The sequence below is a fragment of the Paraburkholderia sp. BL6665CI2N2 genome (assembly GCF_004366535.1).
Classification (GTDB): Bacteria; Pseudomonadota; Gammaproteobacteria; order Burkholderiales; family Burkholderiaceae; genus Paraburkholderia.
Map to the genome: position 1 here is coordinate 4662747 of NZ_SORC01000001.1, position 19087 is coordinate 4681833.

14 protein-coding genes are annotated in these 19087 nt (G+C 64.4%); 10 read left to right on the forward strand and 4 right to left on the reverse strand.

Going from position 1 to position 19087, the window contains the following annotated elements; translation table 11 throughout:
- Positions 1-77: 77 nt before the first annotated feature.
- On the reverse strand, positions 78-1379 hold the full coding sequence (locus tag B0G81_RS20775) for an MFS transporter (RefSeq protein WP_134138178.1): 1302 nt from the start codon (positions 1377-1379) through the stop codon (positions 78-80).
- A gap of 301 nt (positions 1380-1680) precedes the next feature.
- Between B0G81_RS20775 and B0G81_RS20780 the strand changes: the two genes are divergently transcribed.
- Both B0G81_RS20780 and B0G81_RS20785 read left to right on the forward strand, forming a co-directional pair.
- Positions 1681-2205, forward strand: a complete 525-nt coding sequence (locus tag B0G81_RS20780) for a GNAT family N-acetyltransferase (protein ID WP_116118042.1) — start codon at positions 1681-1683, stop codon at positions 2203-2205.
- A gap of 302 nt (positions 2206-2507) precedes the next feature.
- Positions 2508-3614 carry a hypothetical protein gene (locus tag B0G81_RS20785; RefSeq protein WP_134138179.1) on the forward strand — a complete coding sequence of 369 codons (1107 nt, stop codon included), beginning with the start codon at positions 2508-2510 and terminating at the stop codon, positions 3612-3614.
- Positions 3615-3715: 101 nt separating this feature from the next.
- Here the strand turns inward: B0G81_RS20785 and B0G81_RS20790 are convergent, their stop codons facing one another.
- The 3 genes from B0G81_RS20790 to B0G81_RS20800 form a co-directional block, all read right to left on the reverse strand.
- Positions 3716-4441: a DUF2968 domain-containing protein gene (locus B0G81_RS20790; protein ID WP_134138180.1), complete on the reverse strand. Its 726-nt coding sequence runs from the start codon at positions 4439-4441 to the stop codon at positions 3716-3718.
- Between the two features lie 525 nt (positions 4442-4966).
- Entirely contained in the window at positions 4967-6463 is a 1497-nt protein-coding gene (locus tag B0G81_RS20795) for a type 1 glutamine amidotransferase (protein ID WP_134138181.1), read from the reverse strand.
- Positions 6464-6613: 150 nt separating this feature from the next.
- A complete protein-coding gene (locus B0G81_RS20800; protein ID WP_134138182.1) occupies positions 6614-8371 on the reverse strand; it encodes a cation:proton antiporter in 1758 nt (585 codons plus the stop codon).
- Between the two features lie 205 nt (positions 8372-8576).
- Here B0G81_RS20800 and B0G81_RS20805 point away from each other — a divergent pair, with 205 nt between their 5' ends.
- The 8 genes from B0G81_RS20805 to xdhC all read left to right on the forward strand — a co-directional run bounded on the left by B0G81_RS20805 (position 8577) and on the right by xdhC (position 19073).
- Positions 8577-9266: a DUF2848 domain-containing protein gene (locus B0G81_RS20805; RefSeq protein ID WP_134138183.1), complete on the forward strand. Its 690-nt coding sequence runs from the start codon at positions 8577-8579 to the stop codon at positions 9264-9266.
- A gap of 7 nt (positions 9267-9273) precedes the next feature.
- The gene (locus B0G81_RS20810) at positions 9274-10623 is read left to right on the forward strand and encodes an MFS transporter (RefSeq protein ID WP_134138184.1); all 1350 of its coding nucleotides are present in this window, start codon (positions 9274-9276) and stop codon (positions 10621-10623) included.
- 208 nt (positions 10624-10831) lie between these two features.
- Complete coding sequence (locus B0G81_RS20815) at positions 10832-11512, forward strand: GntR family transcriptional regulator (protein ID WP_134138185.1); 681 nt, start codon at positions 10832-10834, stop codon at positions 11510-11512.
- Between the two features lie 102 nt (positions 11513-11614).
- Positions 11615-12994 carry an amidase gene (locus tag B0G81_RS20820; protein ID WP_134138186.1) on the forward strand — a complete coding sequence of 460 codons (1380 nt, stop codon included), beginning with the start codon at positions 11615-11617 and terminating at the stop codon, positions 12992-12994.
- Between the two features lie 123 nt (positions 12995-13117).
- Positions 13118-13627, forward strand: a complete 510-nt coding sequence (locus B0G81_RS20825) for a disulfide bond formation protein B (protein ID WP_106283292.1) — start codon at positions 13118-13120, stop codon at positions 13625-13627.
- Positions 13628-14007: 380 nt separating this feature from the next.
- On the forward strand, positions 14008-15555 hold the full coding sequence (gene xdhA, locus B0G81_RS20830; protein ID WP_208328546.1) for a xanthine dehydrogenase small subunit: 1548 nt from the start codon (positions 14008-14010) through the stop codon (positions 15553-15555).
- Entirely contained in the window at positions 15555-17960 is a 2406-nt protein-coding gene (gene xdhB / locus B0G81_RS20835; protein WP_134138188.1) for a xanthine dehydrogenase molybdopterin binding subunit, read from the forward strand. The genes xdhA and xdhB overlap by 1 nt, the downstream gene beginning before the upstream one ends.
- A gap of 96 nt (positions 17961-18056) precedes the next feature.
- The gene (gene xdhC, locus B0G81_RS20840) at positions 18057-19073 is read left to right on the forward strand and encodes a xanthine dehydrogenase accessory protein XdhC (RefSeq protein WP_106283295.1); all 1017 of its coding nucleotides are present in this window, start codon (positions 18057-18059) and stop codon (positions 19071-19073) included.
- Positions 19074-19087: the final 14 nt, after the last annotated feature.

The following is a 19087-nucleotide window of genomic DNA, read 5'->3' on the forward strand; positions in this document are numbered from 1 at the left end:
CGGGCACAAAACAAAAACCCCGCGTTCGTGAGAGCGCGGGGTTTTCTCTTGCCCGAATGAGTCAGGAAGTGTGAGGCTCAGGCCGTCCGATATTGATTGCGCGATTCCGGCGTGCGATACAGCACCAACGTCGCGATCAACCCGCAAATCGCCGCCATACCCAGGAACAGACCCGGTGCCGCCTTGTTGCCGGTGGAGTGAATCAGCAACGTCGAGATTGCCGGCGTGAAGCCGCCGATCGTCGTGGCGAGGCTGTAGGCGAGCGAGAAACCGGCGGTCCGCACTTCGACCGGCATGACTTCGGTCAGCGCCACGACCATGCCGCCGTTATAGCTGCCGTACAGGAACGACAGCCACAGTTCGACTTCCAGCAAGCGAGCGAACGACGGGTCCGCCACCAGCCACTGCAGCGCCGGATACGCGGTGATGATGGTGAGGATCGTGAACGTCAGCAACACCGGACGCCGCCCGATACGGTCGGACAACGCCCCCGCGAGCGGCAGCCAGATCAGATTCGACAGACCGATACAGACCGTGACGACCAGGGTATCGATCGACGACAGCTTCAATACTTCCTTGCCGAAGGTCGGCGTGTACGCCGTGATCATGTAGAACGACACCGTGGTCATGATCACCATGCCCATGCCGCCGAGCACGATGCCCCAGTTCGCGGCCATCGTCTTCATGATCTCGCCCATCTTCGGATGGTGCTTGCGCGCCTTGAACTCCTCGGTTTCCTGCAACGAACGGCGGATCAGGAACAGGAACGGCACGATCAGGCAGCCGATCAGGAACGGCACGCGCCAGCCCCAGGCGCTCATCTGGTCGGCCGGCAACATCTTGTTGAGGAACACGCCGATCAGCGCGGCGAACACCACGGCAACCTGCTGGCTGCCCGACTGCCACGCGCAGTAGAAGCCCTTGTTGCCCTTGGTGGCGATCTCGGACAGATACACCGACACGCCGCCCAGCTCGACCCCGGCGGAAAAACCCTGCAATAGCCGGCCGCCCAGAACGAGCACCGGCGCCAGCAAGCCGATCGTCGCGTAACCTGGAATCGATGCGACCGTGAGCGTGCCGAGCGCCATCAAGCCCAGCGTGAGGATCAGGCCTTTGCGCCGGCCGTGATGATCGATGTAAGCGCCGAGGACGATCGCGCCGAGCGGCCGCATCAGGAAGCCCGCGCCGAACACCGACAGCGACAGCATTAACGACGCGAATTCGTTGCCGTTTGGAAAGTAGGTCTTGGCGATCGCCGAAGCGTAATAGCCATAAACCATGAAGTCGTACATCTCAAGGAAGTTGCCGCTGACTACGCGGAAGACTGTCTTGACTTTGGATTCTTGCGATGTGGAAGTAGCGTGTGTCGCTGTTGACATGACATTCTCTGATAAGCCTGTCGCCACGCGGGAATCGGCGACGGCAGGCAATTGAAACGATCCACCGCGTTCGGCACGCGGACGCCTCGGACGGCTGCAAGAGAACGCGCCCGGGGCGCTGCATTCTCATGCTGAACGCATTGTTGCGATATCAGGGTAAACGCTGTGATTCACGTGGTAGCTGCTCCACGTAATGTTACCGTTGAAGCCGCTGTCGCGAAATGCATACAGTTTCCTTACATAGAATGGCCGGTCGTCGCGGTAAGATTTGCGGCCAGGCATTCCGTTGATCCCTACCCCGATGCGAACCACCCCCGCTCTTTCACTGCGCCCCGCCACGCTTGCGGATGCCGCGCTCATCGCTTCGATCCACACCACCAGCTGGCAGGCCACCTATCGCAACCTGTTGCCCGACGCATTTCTCGACGGCGAAGTGACGCGCGAACGTGCGGCCTATTGGGAAGCGCGGCTGAGCGCCCCCGGCGGTGAACGCCGCATCGTGCTGATCGCCGAACTCGCCGGCGAGCCGACGGGTTTTGTCTGCGTCGAACGTCAACCGGAGTCCGCGTGGGGCGTGCTGCTCGATAACCTGCACACGCTGCCGGGCTATCAGGGCATCGGTGTCGGCAAGCTGCTCATGCGTGCCGCCAAAGACTGGGCTCGCGCGCAAGGCGAAGCGCAACTCTATCTGTATGTGCTGGAAGGGAACGCGCCGGCAATCGGCTTCTATGAGCGGCAAGGCTGGCAGTTCGTCGGCGCCGAACCGGATCATATGGGCGGCGTGGATATTACAGCGTTGCGCTACGTCTACAGACTCGATCGATAGGACGAGCATGGCTCGCTTGAGCGATGTCGAGGCCCAACTCAAGCCAAGACGATTCGACACGACCATTCGGAAATTTCCGCACTCCAACTCGACTGCATCCCGGTAGCATCCTCCACACCCCTACGGCTTCACCGAGTGACACGCCCATGCGCCCGTGTGCTTGCCCAGCACAACGCGTGTGGTCGGCGTCGACGTACGGCGTGCATGTCTGGCGTTTCACGCGCATCGCACCGAGGCCTGAGTCCCCGCAGATCCCGTGACCGCCGAGCGGCGGCCCCTTTAAGAGGCGCTGGAAACGACCGATGTCCACCATTCCTTTCACCCCGATCCAGGGCTATCTGGCCATGCCGCGCCTGCGTCCGCTGGGTCATGTGCCGGCATCTTTCGGCCGGGACTGGGCACTGCTTCCGCCGGGCTACAGTTTGCGCACGGAACTCAAGGCACTCTACGCAGCCATGCTGCGCACGTTCTGCCTGAGCGACCAGGCCATTCGCTCGCTTTGCCGATGGTCGCAGTCGGAACAACCGCGCGCGACTACGGTGCCGGCTCCGGTCCTCGAAAAACCATTCGACGCGGCCGCGCAAATGGCTGCGGCCGCTGCGGCCGTCCCGCCAGTTCTGCCGCGTGCGTATGCAACGGCGGTACGCGGGTCCGGCCATCACTGGAGTGCGTTGGCAGGCGGCGCCTGCGTGCTCGGCGGCGCTGCGATGCTTGGATGGATCGGGTTCGATCATCTGATGCATCCTGGCACCGTCACTCATATGGATGCCGCGGGCAAGGTCTCGCACGAACGCGACTCGCGGTCAGTGAAGGCTCAGCCACGGGCAGGAGTCAACGCTGGCGCCGTGAATAACGTCGCGGCGAGCACGTCCGCGGCAGTCGCGGCATCAATGCCCGCGCTCTTGAATGCGGCGCCTGCGTCCAGCTCTGCGGCGGCAGCGGCGTCGGTGTCGGTGCCCGCTTCGAACTCTGCCTCCACATTGCGCTTCGCTTCGCCGCATGTCTTCGCCGATAAAGGCGTCTCACATCGCCGTCAGCTCGTCCGCGAGCAAAGCCGCAAGCAACACGGACAAATTCACCCGCGCGTCGCGCGTTTCGCCGTCGCAAACCGACCGTCGCACGCAATGGTTAGCGCCGCAGAGATGACACGCAGCGCGGCCCCACAGGTCGCAGCGAATGCGTCGCCAAAGCTGTCGGCTGCCGGAGCTTATTCGCCGGTCGCTCCGGCTCGACTTGGCGTCGACGAATACGCGGGTGTAACCCTGTCAGCTGCGACACATGTCCGCGATACCGTGCCAATGCCGCGCACCGGTTCGTCAAACAATGCGTCCGGCACCAGCGGGACCGAATGGATGAACCATCTTTCACATCGACGCGTGACCGACGTTCCGGATCAATTTGCGAAGTAAGCACCCACGCGACCGCATAGACTTCGCGTAGCAAAAAAGCCCGGCCAATTCATCCACGAATTGGCCGGGCTTTTTTACGTTCATACATTTACTTCTGAATCTTACTTCTGAATCGGCAATCCCATTTCGGTTTGCCGCTGAAGTTGCAGCACTTCGCCCTGCACCTGGCGCAGTTGCGCTTGCGCCCTTTCCTTTTCCGCGTGCAGCGTAGCCGCTTCGCCTTGCGTTTGACGCTGATAGTCGTTGACCTTGGCCTGCTGCGTGCGAGCCACTTCAAGATCGGCCTGCAAACGTTTCGCGCGATCTTCGGACATTGCAATCACGTCTTCGATGTACGCCTTCTGCGCCTGCAACTGTGTACGGCGTATCTCGACATCCGCGAGTTGCGCCGTCTGCTGGGCAAAGCCCGCATAGATCGCTTCCGCGCGCGCCATGTCCTCGGACTTGATCACACGCCAGAAATGCTTGTCCTGAAATAACGCGACGTAGTACGTCATTTCCCGCGGATGGAAAAACAGACTGGCGCCATAACTGCCGTTATACGTGGTGCGCAGTTCGCTGAGCTTCGCGTCGTGAATCATCTGCATCAGTTCGGCGACATTGCCTTGCGCATCGCCGGCCGTAGGCGACGTGGCCGACGCGGTTGATGCCGCGTTGCGCAGCGCCTCGGCGACAGGCTGCGGCGTCAGGGTATTGATGGCTGGCCGTGTACCGACCACCGGCGCGGCCTCGTCGCCTTGCGCGGCCAGCACGAAACCGCCCTGCTGCAATAGCGCACACGAGGTCGCGAGCAGCATGGCGCGCCGTATTAATAAGGGATACTTCATACGTGCATGCTCCATGCGAATCCAAAACAGCCGCAGATTATCGCGCGGATTCGCCGTTAAGCGAAGCATTCAAACGTCACGCCGACGGACTTTAAATCGAGATAAACGGCTGACGAATGATTTGATCAAGTCGCCGCGCCCGTCGCGAAATAAACGTATCCGGATACGACGAAAATGCGACGTTCCGCCTCGTGCGAATGACTTTTAATTTGCGTGACGGTTGCACGAACTCAGCCGTAAGCGGATGCGCAAATATGGAGATAGAGCGCCGGCAGCAAGATGCGCACAGTTCGATCAAGAAAAAACTCGCATTCCTGATTATCTATCTCGGCAACAGGATGTCTGCGACTTCAAAGAACTCGTACTGCCGTATGCATCGGCAGGCCGATGCGAGAGTCGAGCGAGAAACAAATCGGTAAAACAGCAGGGGAAAAACACAAGAGGCGCACCGTTGCCAACCGCAGCGGTGCGCCTCCAACCAACGACCTGCTCAGCGAGCGAACCCGCCTCGCCAGCCAGCGCGTCTTAAAACCTTGTCTCGCGCGCCACACGCAGGAATGTATCGAGCAACGGCGTGCAGTCGAGCAACTCCGGCCCGCCCGCGCGATGAAACTCAGGATGCCATTGCACGCCCATCACGAACGGCGCGCGCCGGTAGCGCACGGCTTCGATGATGCCGTCCGACGCCGACACCGCTTCGATATTGAGATCGCGGCCAAGCGTCTTGACCGCCTGGTGGTGAATCGAGTTGACGATCGCATCGCGCCGGCCCGGGAACATGTTGGCGAGCGTCGAACCGTCCGGGAAATGAATGCCGTGCCGATGCTGATCGTAGTTCTCGTTGACGTGCGTGGCCGCCGTCGGCACATCGGTGGCGATGTCCTGATACAACGTGCCGCCGAACGCCACGTTGATCAGTTGACAGCCGCGGCACACGCCGAGCACCGGCTTGCCCGACTCGACGAACTCATGCAGCAGTTCGAGTTCGTACATGTCGCGCACGCGGTCGCCCGGCCATTCGTGGCTGGTCGCCTGTTCCGCGTAGGACTGCGGCGAGACGTCGGCGCCGCCTTGCAGCAGCAGGCCGTCGAGATGCTTCGCGTAGTCGCGCAAACGGATATTGCTCGGATGCAGCATGCCCTGATGACCGACCGTCGGAATCATGAACACCAGCACGTCGCGCGACATCACCCAGTGCGCGATCGATTCCTCGAGATACTGCAAGGTCTTGCCGCGCAATCCCTTCGCACCCGGCTCGGGATGGAAGATACGCGCCGACACGCCGATGCGCAGCGTGCGCTGCGTGATCCGCTGGCCCGCGCGATCGAAAATCTGGCGCGCACGCGCCGCGACGATGCGGCCGAACACGGTCCACGCCGAATCGTTGTGCTTCAGATAGCGCGGCGGCGACGGCGGCAAGGCGTTGGGCGGCGGCGGGTTGGACGCGGTGAAGTCGGGCGCCGCGCCGAAACCGGGCGGCGGCGAGCCCGCCCGGCGCTCGGTGGAAGCCGGAATCTCTTCGTTCACTGTAACGTCTTCGACGGAGCTCACCAGCTCGCCGTCCGCGGGATCACTGCCGACAGTTGGCGACGGTCTCATCGCATGAACGCCGGCACGCCGCGCGTCCCGTTCATGAACTGCCGCTTCCTGCTTCGCGGTGGATGCCGCGGCCGCGCTGCGTGCTTCCGCCGCGTCGCGTTGCCGCGCCGTGTGCGGATCGGCGGGCGTGACCGCCGACGCGCTGTCGGGATCGTCCGTCGACGATCGCACGGCGGCCTCCTCGGCAGCCGGCGTCGCGGTGACCACAGCCGGCGTGGGCGTGGATGAAACATCCGGCGGCGTCACATCCTTGATCGGCGACTGGATGGCATCTTCGTGCGAGAGGGGTAGCGAGGCCGCCGGATCGGGCGGCACGGAGCCGGCTGTCGACGCACCGGGCGTAATGCCGGACGGCGCGGGCGACACCGAAGGCGGCGTGGGGTTGCCGGGCTTGCCGGCATTTTCAGGTTTGTTTTCGCTCATGACAGTCAGACAGGCGCCTTCCACGCGAACGAATGAATATGCCCTGATTATCCGCTAGCGAGCCAAGCGCCGCAAACCCGCACACAATTGCTCACATTGTCGCGGGCGCCCCGCGGAGTTCGGCCCGGAGAACCGCGAGGCAAGTCTGACTCAAGGATCCGGCTGCTCTTCGAACGTCTCACGCAAGGCGATCTGCATGGCCGCGTGGATTTTCACGCACCAGCGCCACACCAGCGCGAGCAGTAATGCGGCGCAAACCAGCACCGCGCCGAGCAGGCCGGTCGGCGGCAGAATGCCGCCCGAAAGCGCCGCGACCAGCAGAAACACGCCGACCATCGAGACCACCGGCACCAGATCGGAGATCGTGTAGCGGATCGCGCTCGTGAAGCGCCCCGCCGTCGCCGGTTGCACGCTGACCTCGGCAAGCAGCAAGGCAAGCGACTTGAGCTTGCGATACACGGCGACGAGAAACGGCAGCGACACGACCAGCGCGACGCTCCATAGCACCACGCGTTGCATCGGCTCCGAACTCACCCAATGTGCGAGCCACGCACTGGTATAAGGCGCGCTATACGTCACGATCAAAAATATCGCGGCGACCAGCGCCAGATTGACGGCGATCTGCAAAATGATCCGCCGCGTCATGCTGAACAGCGTGGGTTCGCCGCTTCCCGTGCTCAAGCTGCGCAACCATTGCCCGTACATGCCGAATACGTTCGCGAGCGTGCGCGGCATGGCGTGACCGAGGCGCTGCGTCAGCGGATCGGCCGCGCGGATCAGATACGGCGTGAACAACGTGGTCAACGCCGACACCGCCACCGCGATCGGATATAGAAACGCGCTGGTCACCTTCAGCGTCAAGCCGAGCGACGCGATGATGAACGAGAACTCGCCGATCTGCGAAACGGTCATGCCGACACGCATCGCCGTGCGGCCGTCCTTACCGGCGAGAAAGGTGCCGAGCCCGCACGACACGATCTTGCCGACGATCACCGCCACCGTGATCACCGCGATCGGCCATGCGTAGTCGACCAGCACGGCCGGGTTCAGCATCAACCCGATCGTCACGAAGAAGATCGCGGAAAAGGCGTCGCGCAGCGGCGCGATCAGATGCTCGATCCGATGCAGATGGCGCGATTCGGCCATGATCGCGCCGATCAGGAACGCGCCGAGCGCGATGCTGTAGTCGAGCTTCACGACCAGCAGACAAAAACCGAAGCAGAAGCCCAGCACGGAGACGAGCAGCATCTCGTCGCTCTTCGCGCGCGCCACGTAGTTCAACGCGCGTGGCACGACCAGAATGCCGACCACCAGCGACACCGTCATGAACAGCAGCAGCTTGCCGAGCGTGACCACGGCGACGCCCGCGCTCAACTGCCCCGTCTGCGCAATGCCCGACAGCAGCACCAGCATGGCGATGGCGAGAATGTCCTCGACGATCAGAATGCCGAACACCAGTTGAGCGAAACTCTCGCGCTTCAGGCCCAGTTCGGAGAGCGCCTTGACGATGATGGTGGTCGACGAGATCGCGAGGATCGCACCGAGGAACAGCGAATCCATCGAACTCCAGCCGAACGCGCTGCCGATCTCGTAGCCGATCCATAGCATCAGCACGATCTCGGAGAGCGCCGCGACGATCGCCGTCGCGCCGACCTTGAAGAGTTTGCGCAGACTGAATTCGAGGCCGAGCGAAAACATCAGGAACACCACGCCGAGTTCGCCGAGCGTCTGGATGGTCTGCTCGTCGTGGATCAACTGGAACGGCGGCGTGTACGGCCCGATGATCACGCCGGCCGCGATGTAGCCGAGCACCACCGGCTGTTTCAGGCGATGGAACAGCACGGTGACGACGCCGGCGAGCGCCATCACGACCGCCAGGTCCTGAATGAAGCCGATGCCATGGTGCATGGATACGTCCCTTACAAAAAGTAATATTGAAAACGCAGTTTAGCAAAGGAACGCGGCACCCCGCCGCACGTCGGCGCTCGAAGAAATGGCATTGGCGGCAAGCCGCGCCCCTCACCCGCGGCGTCCGCAAGAATGTTTTTGGCGTGCTGGACTCCTGTGAAATATCACAATAATATTTGCAGAATATTTTCTCTGGAGTTGAGTAATGCAGCAGGTGTCCTTCAATGTTGTAGACCGTTCCGGCGGTAGCTGCGCCGCGATCGCCGAGGTGAATCGCCTGACCATTGCCGGCTGGGCTGGGCGCGATCAGGCCGCGATCGAGCATCACATCGCCGAACTGGCTGAACTCGGCGTGAAGCGGCCGTCCACCACGCCGTGCTTTTACCGCCTCGGCGCGGAACTGCTGACACAGGCCGAGCTGATCGACGTGGTCGGCGTGAAGTCGAGCGGCGAAGCCGAATGCGTGCTGGTGCAGACAAAGACGGGCTTGCTCGTCACCGTGGGTTCGGATCACACCGACCGCGAAGTCGAGGCCTACGGCGTGACCGTCTCCAAACAGGTCTGCCCGAAACCCTTGGCGCGCGACGCCTGGCGTTTCGACGATGTGGCCGGCCACTGGGACCAGCTTGAGCTACGCGCCTTCGCAGTCACCCGCACCGGCGAGCGTCGCGTCTATCAGCAGGGCAGCGTGGCATCGCTGCTGCCGGCCGCCGATCTGCTCACGCGCGCGCCGCTCGCGCAAGGCGCGGCGATGTTCTGCGGCACGCTGGCGGTACAGGGCGGCATCGTCGGCATGGCCGACGGCGATGCGCTCGAACTCGAATTGCACGATCCCATCCTGAACCGCACGCTGCGCCACGCCTATCGCGTGCGCGCGCTACCTATCGTCGAATGAGGCATTCATGAGCTCCCCTTCGCTATCCGCCGCCGACGCGTCTTCCGACGCCTGGCTCGAAGCCGCCGCCCTGCGCAAAATCACCTGGCGCATCATGCCGTTCCTGTTTCTCGTCTACGTGCTGTCGTATCTGGACCGCGTCAACATCGGTTATGCGAAGCTGCAGTTCACCGGCGACCTCGGCTTGTCGAACGCGGCGTACGGACTCGGCGCGGGGATCTTTTTCTTCGGCTACTTCGTGTTCGAAGTGCCGAGCAATCTGCTGCTGAAGAAGTTCGGCGCGCGCGCCACGATCGCCCGCATCACGATGCTGTGGGGCCTGCTGTCGTGTCTGATGATGTTCGTACGTACGGAAACGATGTTCTACATGCTGCGCTTTTTCCTGGGCGTCGCCGAAGCCGGGCTGGTGCCGGGCGTGGTGCTCTATCTGACCTTCTGGTTTCCGTCGGACCGCCGCGCGCGCATGGTCGCCGTGTTCATGGCGGCGATTCCGGTGGCCGGCATCATCGGCGCGCCGTTGTCGGGCTTTCTGATGTCGGCGCTGCATGAAGCGCACGGCTTGCGCGGCTGGCAGTGGATGTTCCTGATCGAAGGCATTCCGTCGATCCTCGCCGGCTTCTGGGCGCTCGCCGTGTTGCGCAACACGCCCGCCGAAGCCGCCTGGTTGAGCGAGGAGGAAAAGCGCGTGATTCTCGGCCGTCTTGCGCGGGAAAACAGCGCGGCCGCAGCGGCCGGCGCCGAGCATAGCCTCGCCGTGGCGTTGCGCTCGGGCCGCTTCTGGCTGCTCACGCTGATCTATTTCTGCCTCGTCACCGGCAATGCGGGCTTTTCGTTCTGGCTGCCGCAGATCGTCAAGGATCTCGGCGTGACGAACCTCGTCACCAACGGTTTCGTCACGGCAATTCCGTATCTCGCGGCGGGCATCGGCATGATCCTGATCGGGCGCTCGTCGGACATCACCGGCGAGCGGCGCTGGCACTACGCCGTGTGCTGCTTCATCGGCGCGGCGGGTTTGCTCGGCAGCGCCTCGGTAACCAACTCCATTCCGCTCGCCGTCACCGGTTTGTCGATCGCGTACATCGGCATTCTCGCGGGCTTCGGCATTTTCTGGTCGATGTCGACAACCTTCCTGCAAGGCACGGCCGCGGTCGCCGGAATCGCGGTGATCAACTCGATTGCGAATCTCGCGGGGTATGTGAGCCCGTATGTGCTCGGCATCGTCAAGGACGCGACGCAGAGCGTGACGTTCGGGCTTGTGTTGATCGCGGGGGCGCTGATCGTCGGCGGGCTGGTTACGCTGATGATGCCGCGCGTCAAGGTGCAGCATGCGGCGGCGGTCGCGCCGAGCCGCGCCTGACAGACGGCGATGGACGCGATCTGGCGACGCGCCTGCGGAGAATACGCGCGTCGTGCGAAACGAAAGCGAGCGCGGGACCGCGTTCCATGCGCGCCGCGTCTGGAGAGCGCGGGCTGATCGCCCACCAGCCGCGGCGCGCAGCCGGCCCGCGTCGCGCGCGCAAAACCTTGCTCTACAATGCGGACGACATTGTCCGCTGCCACTTCACATGACGCTTTTGCAGACCGCCCGCCCTTCCACGCCCGCCCGCGCGACCGCCGCCGCGAGTCTCGCCGAGCAGGCGTATGCGTTCGTCAAGCGCGAGATCATCACCATGCGCCTGCGGCCGAGCGAGGTGCTCAACGAAGCGGAACTGATGGCGCTGACCGGCATCGGCAGGACGCCGGTTCATCAGGCGCTGCATCGGCTGGTGCACGAAGGCATGCTGACCATCATGCCGCGCAAGGGCATCATGGTCCGCCCGGTTTCGCTCGACGACGTGCTGGCGATCATCGACGTGCGTCTCGTGAACGAAAGCTACTGCGTCGAACTGGCCGCACGCCACGCGCAACAGCACGACTATGACGCGATGCAGGCGCTGCTGGACCGCTCGGCCGTGTGCGTCGCCGCGCACGATATCGAAGGCATGATGGATATCGACCGCGAGTTTCATCTGGCGATTTCGGCCGCCTCGCGCAACCCGGTGCTCGCCGACATCCTGCGCGGGCTGCATGAGCGCTCGCTGCGCTTCTGGTTCATTTCGCTGTCCGAGCCGCATCATCTGGAGGACGTGCACGAGGAACATCTCGAACTGTTTGGCCTGCTGCGCGAACGCGACGCCGAAGGCGCGCGCCAATCCGTGCAAAAACATATCGAAGCGTTCCGCGCCACGCTTTTCAACCGCATCTGATTAGTCGCATCTGATCGAGCGCATTCGAGCCCGCCCATCCAGGCTCACGCATTTAGCCCAACGACCGGCTTCGCCCGGTTCAACCGGATTTCTACCGACATCATGGCCACTGAATTCACGCCCTTTCCGCCGCTAGCCCAGCTTGCCGCCGACCTCGCCGCCGGACGCACCACGAGCCGCGCGCTTGTCGAGACCGCGCTCGAACGGATCGCCGATCCGGCCGGCCAGGGCGCCGCCGTCTTCATGCATGTCGACGCCGACAGCGCTCGCACCGCCGCCGACGCGCATGACCGTCTGCGCGCCGCCGGCACCCTCCTCTCGCCGCTCGCAGGGATTCCGGTGTCGGTCAAAGACCTGTTCGATATTGAAGGCCAGCCGACCCGCGCCGGTTCCACCGTGCTCGCCGACGCCCCCGCCGCCAAGGCGGACGCCGTCGCGGTCGCGCGTTTGAAGCGGGCGGGCGCGGTGCTCGTCGGCCGGACCAATATGAGCGAGTTCGCGTTTTCCGGACTTGGCCTGAACCCGCACTACGGCAATCCGCTGTCACCGTACCAGCGCGGTGTGAAAGGCGATGAGCGGATTTCGGGCGGCTCGTCGTCGGGCGCGGCGGCTTCCGTTGCGGACGGCATGGCGGCCGTTGCGCTCGGCACCGACACCGGCGGCTCGATCCGCATTCCGGCTGCCCTGTGCGGCCTGACCGGCTTCAAACCGACCGCCGACCGGATTCCCAAACAGGGCGGCGTGCCGCTTTCGACGACCCTCGATTCGTTCGGGCCGATCGGCGTTTCGGTGGCGTGCTGCGCGCTGGTGGACCGCATGCTGGCCGGGCTCGAGCCGCGCATTCCGGCCGCCCGGCCGCTGGAAGGCGTGCGCCTCGGTGTGCTCACCAATTTCGTTACCGACGGCGTCGAGCCGGCGGTCGCCGCGGCAATCGACACGGCGCTCAAGCATCTGGAAGCGGCTGGTGCGATCGTCAGCGAAGTGCGGTTCGCGCCGCTCGACCGTTTGCCTGAGATCAACCGCTTCGGGTTCTCGCCGATCGAAGCGTACGCGTGGCATCGTCCGTTGCTGGAAAAGCATCGCGAGCAATATGATCCGCGTGTGCTGGTGCGCATTCTGAAGGGCCAGCCGGCCAGCGCCGCCGACTATCTGGACCTGCTCGCCGAACGCGAGGCGATGTTGGCCGAAGCCGCCCGCACGCTGTGGCAACGTTTCGACGCGGTCGTCGCGCCCACGGTGCCGGTGGTGCCGCCGCGCGTCGCCGATCTGGTCGACGACGATGACGCCTTCGGCCGCACCAACGCCTTGATCCTGCGCAACCCGAGCGTGTTCAACTTCCTCGACACCTGCGCGCTATCGCTGCCGTGCCATCTGCGCGGCGACGCGCCGGTCGGCCTGATGCTGGCCGGCGCGCCGCACGCCGACGACGCGCTGCTAGCCATCGGCCGCGGCGCCGAAGCGGTGCTCAAGGCGATTCGCTGACCGAGCAACGCCAACGCGCTCGATCGGGAAATACGCCGTAAAAGCAGGATAAGCGGCAGGGCGGGGGTTCGCGCTAGAATCGCGGGCACCCGCCCTTTCCGTTTCGAGACAGCCACACGATCCATGAATAACGACACTGCAATGCTGCGCCGCGAGCGCTCCCTGCTGGTTCTGCTTGGCCTGATCTGCGTTGCCCTCGTGGGCGGCGCGCTGTATCTGCAGTATTTTCTGCACGAAGACCCGTGCCCGTTGTGCATCATCCAACGGTATTTCTTCCTGCTGATCGCGATCTTCGCGTTCCTCGGCGCGCGTTTCAACCACTGGCGCGGCGTGCGTCTGCTGGAAGTGCTGGCGGCCTTGTCGGCGCTGGCCGGCATCGTCACGGCCGCGCGTCATGTGTATGTTCAGGCGAATCCGGGCTTTAGCTGTGGCTTCGACGCACTGCAGCCGTTGGTCGACAGTTTGCCGCCCGCGCACTGGCTGCCGGGCGTGTTCAAGGTTGCCGGGCTGTGTGAGACGGCCTATCCGCCCATCCTGGGCCTGACGCTGCCGCAATGGTCGCTGGTCGCGTTCGTGGTCGCTTTCATCCCCTTGGCGCTGACGCTGGTTCGCAACCGCCGCCGGATTGCCTGACCGGCGTTCTGCCGCCCCGCGTTCACCACCCTGAACGACTAAAGCCGGATTTTGTGCCGCCGAACGCGACGGCGCGAAATCCGGCTTTTTTTCGTCCCCAAGCCACGCCGTTTCTGGCCCGCCAGACCATCTCTTTCCCCCGAAACGCCCCATCCCGTCTGGCTTTCAGACTTCCGCCGGCTCACGCAACTTCCCGCCCTGGCGCGAATCGTACTTATCTCATGACCGCATCCGAATAAGCTTCATGCGAGATGGGAAATCTTTTTGGGACAAGGTAATGCTATCTTCGGAACTGGATGGCGATCTACGTGCGCGAGGCCGGCTTCGGCGCGACCCCATGCGTAACGCGCGCCCGGTCCGCACTGTCTTTCGGATTCGCCATGACAACGCAAACCATCCGCTTTTATCACCAGGGGTCCGTCCGTGAGGTTGAGGGCGTGCCTGCGTCGCGCACCGTGCTTCAGCACCTGCGCGAAGATCTGCATTGCACCGGCACGAAAGAAGGCTGCGCGGAAGGCGACTGCGGCGCCTGCACGGTGGTCATCGGCGAACTGGACGCGCACGGTGGCCTCGCGCTGAAAGCGGTCAATGCCTGCATCCAGTTCCTGCCGACGCTCGATGGCAAGGCGCTCTTCACCGTCGAAGACCTGCGCGCCGCCGACGGCGCCCTGCACCCCGTGCAACAGGCCATGGTCGATTGCCACGGTTCGCAGTGCGGCTTCTGCACGCCCGGTTTCGTGATGTCGATGTGGGCGCTGTATGAAAACCAGCCGGCCGCCGCCGGCCTGCCCACCCGCGATGAGATCAACGCCGCGCTCTCCGGCAATCTGTGCCGCTGCACCGGCTACCGGCCGATCGTCGACGCGTCGCAGAAAATGTTTGACTATCCGCAATACCCGCGCGTGACGCTCGACCGCAAGGCCGTCGCGGATCACCTGCGCGAACTGCAACGGCGCGACACCTTCGATTATTGTGCGCCCGACACGCGCGGCGCCGCGTTCGGTTCACCCACCTTTTATGCGCCGATCTCGGTCGATGCGTTCGCCAGACTCCGCGCCGACCATCCGCACGCGCGACTGCTGGCCGGGAGCACCGACGTGGGCCTGTGGGTCACCAAGCAATTCCGCGATCTCGGCGACATTCTGTACATCGGCAACGTCGCCGAATTGAAGACGATCGAGCGCGATGCGCAGACGCTGACGATCGGCGCCGCCGTCACGCTCGAAGAGGCGTATGCGGCACTCGCCGTCGACTACCCCGAACTCGCCGAACTGTGGACGCGTTTCGCGTCGCTACCGATCCGCAATGCCGGCACGCTTGGCGGCAACGTCGCGAACGGCTCGCCGATCGGCGATTCGATGCCGGCGCTGCTCGCGCTCGGCGCCGAAGTCGTGCTGCGTCACGGCCCAAAAACGCGCACGCTGCCGCTCGACGCCTTTTACCTCGGCTACCAGAAGACCGCGCTCGCGGCCGGCGAATTCGTCGCGGCGCTGCGCGTGCCGCGGCCGGCCGGCAATCTGCGCTTTCGCACCTACAAGGTGTCGAAGCGCTACGACCAGGACATCTCGGCCGTTTGCGCGGCGTTCGCGCTGCACCTCGGCGAAGACGGCGTGATTCAGCAAGCCCGCATCGCGTTCGGCGGCATGGCGGCCACGCCGAAGCGGGCCGCGCAGACCGAAGCCGTGCTGAATGGCGCAAGCTGGGACGAAAGCACCGCGCGGCAAGCCATGAATGCGCTCGTCGCCGATTACCAGCCGCTCACCGACATGCGCGCGTCGAGCGCGTATCGACTGAAGGTGGCGCGCAACGTGCTTTGGCGCTTCCACCTCGAAACGCGCGATGACGCGCCGCTCGCGCTCTTCGACGTGAATGCGTTCGCGTTCGAAGCCGGCGCGCCGGACGCCGCCGTTGCGAAGGAGCCGTCGTGATGAACCGTACCGATGCTTTTGTCGAACATGCCGCGAGGCACGTCGCACACGCAAGCGACGCGGCCATCGGCGTGTCGCTGCCGCATGAATCGGCCGCGCTGCACGTGAGCGGCGAAGCGACCTACACGGACGACGTGCCCGAACTGCAAGGCACGCTGCACGCGGCGCTCGGCCTGTCGCGGCATGCGCATGCGCGGATCGTGTCGATGGATCTGGACGCGGTCAGGAAAGCACCGGGCGTGATCGCCGTGCTGACCGCGGAAGACATCCCCGGCGAGAACAATTGCGGCCCGGTGCTGCACGACGACCCGATTCTCGCCGTCGATGACGTGCTGTACCTCGGCCAACCGGTGTTCGCCGTGATCGCCGAAAGCCATGACCTCGCCCGCCGTGCCGCCGCGCTCGCAAAGAGCGACGACGTGATCCGCTACGAACCGCTCGAAGCCATCCTCACACCCGCCGAGGCCAAAGCCGCGAAGCAGTTCGTGCTGCCGCCGCTGCATCTGAAACGCGGCGAGCCGGATGCAAAGATTGCCGCAGCGCCGAACCGGATCAGCGGCACGTTCGAAGTCGGCGGGCAGGAACAGTTCTATCTGGAAGGCCAGATTGCATACGCGGTGCCGAAGGAACTGGACGGCATGCTCGTCTACAGTTCGACGCAGCACCCGAGCGAGATGCAGCAGGTGGTCGCGCATATGCTCGACTGGCCGCAGCACAATGTGGTGTGCGAATGCCGCCGCATGGGCGGCGGCTTCGGCGGCAAGGAATCGCAATCGGCAGTGTTCGCCTGCGTGGCCGCACTCGCCGCGAAACTGCTGCGCCGCCCGGTCAAACTGCGCGCCGACCGCGACGACGATTTCATGATCACCGGCAAGCGCCACGACGCGGTCTACGCGTACGAAGCCGGCTTCGACGACAGCGGTCGCATTCTCGGCGCGCGCGTCGAAATCGCGTTGCGCGCGGGCTATTCCGCTGATCTCTCCGGCGCGGTCGCCACGCGCGCCGTCTGCCATTTCGACAACGCGTACTACCTGTCCGATGTCGACATCGTCGCGCTGTGCTGCAAGACCAACACGCAATCGAATACCGCGTTTCGCGGCTTCGGCGGTCCGCAAGGCGCGCTCGTGATGGAAGTGATGCTCGACAGCATCGCGCGTCAGTTGAACTGCGATCCGCTCGACGTGCGCCTCGCCAACTACTACGGCATCGGCGAGCGCGATACGACGCCGTACGGACAGCGCGTCGAGGACAACATCATCGCGCCGCTGACCGATGAACTGCTCGGCACCAGCGACTATCGCGCGCGCCGCAAAGCGATCGCGGCGTTCAATGCAGGCAGTCCGGTGCTCAAGCGCGGCATCGCGTTTTCGCCGGTGAAGTTCGGCATTTCGTTCAACGTGCCGTTTCTGAATCAGGCTGGCGCGCTGGTGCACGTGTACAAAGACGGCTCGGTGCTCGTCAATCATGGCGGCACGGAAATGGGCCAAGGGCTCAACACCAAAGTCGCGCAAGTGGTCGCCAACGAGTTCGGCTTGCCGCTCTCGCGCGTGCGGGTCACGGCAACCGATACTTCCAAGATCGCGAACACGTCGGCAACCGCGGCTTCCACCGGCAGCGATCTGAACGGCAAAGCGGCCGAAGCCGCGGCAAAAACGATTCGCGCGCGGCTCGCTGAACTCGTCGCCAAACAACTCGGCGGCACGGCGAACGACGTGCAATTCGCCAACGGCGAAGTGTCGGTGAACGGTGGCGCGATGCCGTTCGAACAGCTGGTCGGCGCCGCGTATCTGGCGCGCGTGCAGTTGTGGTCGGACGGTTTCTACACCACGCCGAAAGTGCATTGGGATGCGAAAACGCTGACCGGTCACCCGTTTTATTACTTCGCGTATGGTGCGGCGGTCTCGGAAGTCGTGATCGATACGCTGACCGGCGAATGGAAACTGGTGCGAGCGGACGTGCTGCACGACGCCGGGCAATCGATCAATCCGGCCATCGACATCGGTCAGGTGGAAGGCGGCTTCATTCAGGGCATGGGCTGGCTCACCACCGAAGAACTCTGGTGGAACCGTGACGGCCGCCTGATGACGCACGCGCCGTCCACCTACAAGATTCCCGCGGTCAGCGACACGCCCGCCGCGTTCCACGTGCAGCTCTATCAGAACCGCAACGCCGAGCCGACCGTGTTCCGCTCGAAGGCCGTCGGCGAGCCGCCGTTGCTGTTGCCATTCTCGGTGTTTCTGGCGATTCGCGACGCGATCGCGGCCGCGGTGCCGGATGCGCAGGAGGCGCCGCAGTTGCGCGCGCCGGCCACGCCCGAAGCGATTCTCGACGCATTGGACGCCTTGCAGCCGCCGTCCGCGCCCCCGCCGGCAACGGAACCCGCGACGACCGACACGACCGCGTGAAAAGATAACCCCACGGCCTGACGCGACACGAACGCGCCAGGCCACACTCAACCAGCCGCACGGACACCCCGCGCGGCCACGCATGGAGAACGCCGGATGCAAGCCTGGCTGCCTGACCTGCAACAACTGCTCGCGCACGGTGACGCCGCCGTGCTGGTGACGGTCGCGCGCGTCGAAGGTTCGGCGCCTCGCGAAGCCGGCACCAAGATGATCGTCACGCGCGATTCGGCGAAACATACCATTGGCGGCGGACACCTCGAATGGAAGGCGATCGAGACCGCGCGCCAGGTGCTGCGCGACGGCATGCGCTCACCGCATATGCGCCGGCTGGAGCGTTTCGCGCTCGGCCCGAGTCTCGGCCAATGCTGCGGCGGCGCGGTGATTCTCGCATTCGAGCGGCTCGATGTGGGCGACCTCGGCTGGATCACGACGCTCGCGAAGCGCGTGGCCGCGGGCCAGTCGACGGTGCGTAGCGTATCATTCGGCCCCGCACCGGATGCGGTGATGCTGTCCGACCCCGAGCCGGGCGTCGACGCCGCCGACTGCCTGCTGTGGGACGGCGCCGGTTTCGACGACAGCGGCGCGCTGCTCACCGAAACCATCGCGCCAGGCGACTTCTCGGTCGTGCTGTTCGGCGCCGGCCACGTGGGCGCCGCGCTGGTTCGCGTGCTCGCCACGCTGCCGTGCGCGGTTCGCTGGGTCGACGAACGCGACGCGCAATTTCCGCCCGCCGAAACGCTGCATGCGCCGAACGTGAAGATCGACCCGAACGACGCCCCCGACGAAGCCATCGACCAGGCCGCGCCGAATACGTACTTCATCGTGATGACGCACAACCATGCGCTCGATCTCGAACTGGCCGAGCGCATTCTGCGGCGTGGCGACTTCGCGTTCTTCGGCATGATCGGCTCGCATAGCAAGCGCAAGCAGTTCGAACACCGGCTGGCCGCGCGCGGGATCGATCCGTCGCTGATCGCGCGGATGAAGTGCCCGCTCGGCGTGGACGGCATCGTCGACAAGTCGCCGGAGATCATCGCGATCTCGGCGGCGGCGCAGGTGCTTCAGGCCGTCGAGCAGAACGCGGGCGTGCATCACGCCACGCAGACGGTTTGATGAGCGGCGCGTGT

Coding starts and splice junctions, on each gene's coding strand:
- B0G81_RS20775 (WP_134138178.1), bottom strand. CDS start 1,379: ATGTCAACAGCGACACACGCTACTTCCACATCGCAAGAATCCAAAGTC.
- B0G81_RS20780 (WP_116118042.1), top strand. CDS start 1,681: ATGCGAACCACCCCCGCTCTTTCACTGCGCCCCGCCACGCTTGCGGAT.
- B0G81_RS20785 (WP_134138179.1), top strand. CDS start 2,508: ATGTCCACCATTCCTTTCACCCCGATCCAGGGCTATCTGGCCATGCCG.
- B0G81_RS20790 (WP_134138180.1), bottom strand. CDS start 4,441: ATGAAGTATCCCTTATTAATACGGCGCGCCATGCTGCTCGCGACCTCG.
- B0G81_RS20795 (WP_134138181.1), bottom strand. CDS start 6,463: ATGAGCGAAAACAAACCTGAAAATGCCGGCAAGCCCGGCAACCCCACG.
- B0G81_RS20800 (WP_134138182.1), bottom strand. CDS start 8,371: ATGCACCATGGCATCGGCTTCATTCAGGACCTGGCGGTCGTGATGGCG.
- B0G81_RS20805 (WP_134138183.1), top strand. CDS start 8,577: ATGCAGCAGGTGTCCTTCAATGTTGTAGACCGTTCCGGCGGTAGCTGC.
- B0G81_RS20810 (WP_134138184.1), top strand. CDS start 9,274: ATGAGCTCCCCTTCGCTATCCGCCGCCGACGCGTCTTCCGACGCCTGG.
- B0G81_RS20815 (WP_134138185.1), top strand. CDS start 10,832: ATGACGCTTTTGCAGACCGCCCGCCCTTCCACGCCCGCCCGCGCGACC.
- B0G81_RS20820 (WP_134138186.1), top strand. CDS start 11,615: ATGGCCACTGAATTCACGCCCTTTCCGCCGCTAGCCCAGCTTGCCGCC.
- B0G81_RS20825 (WP_106283292.1), top strand. CDS start 13,118: ATGAATAACGACACTGCAATGCTGCGCCGCGAGCGCTCCCTGCTGGTT.
- xdhA (WP_208328546.1), top strand. CDS start 14,008: ATGACAACGCAAACCATCCGCTTTTATCACCAGGGGTCCGTCCGTGAG.
- xdhB (WP_134138188.1), top strand. CDS start 15,555: ATGAACCGTACCGATGCTTTTGTCGAACATGCCGCGAGGCACGTCGCA.
- xdhC (WP_106283295.1), top strand. CDS start 18,057: ATGCAAGCCTGGCTGCCTGACCTGCAACAACTGCTCGCGCACGGTGAC.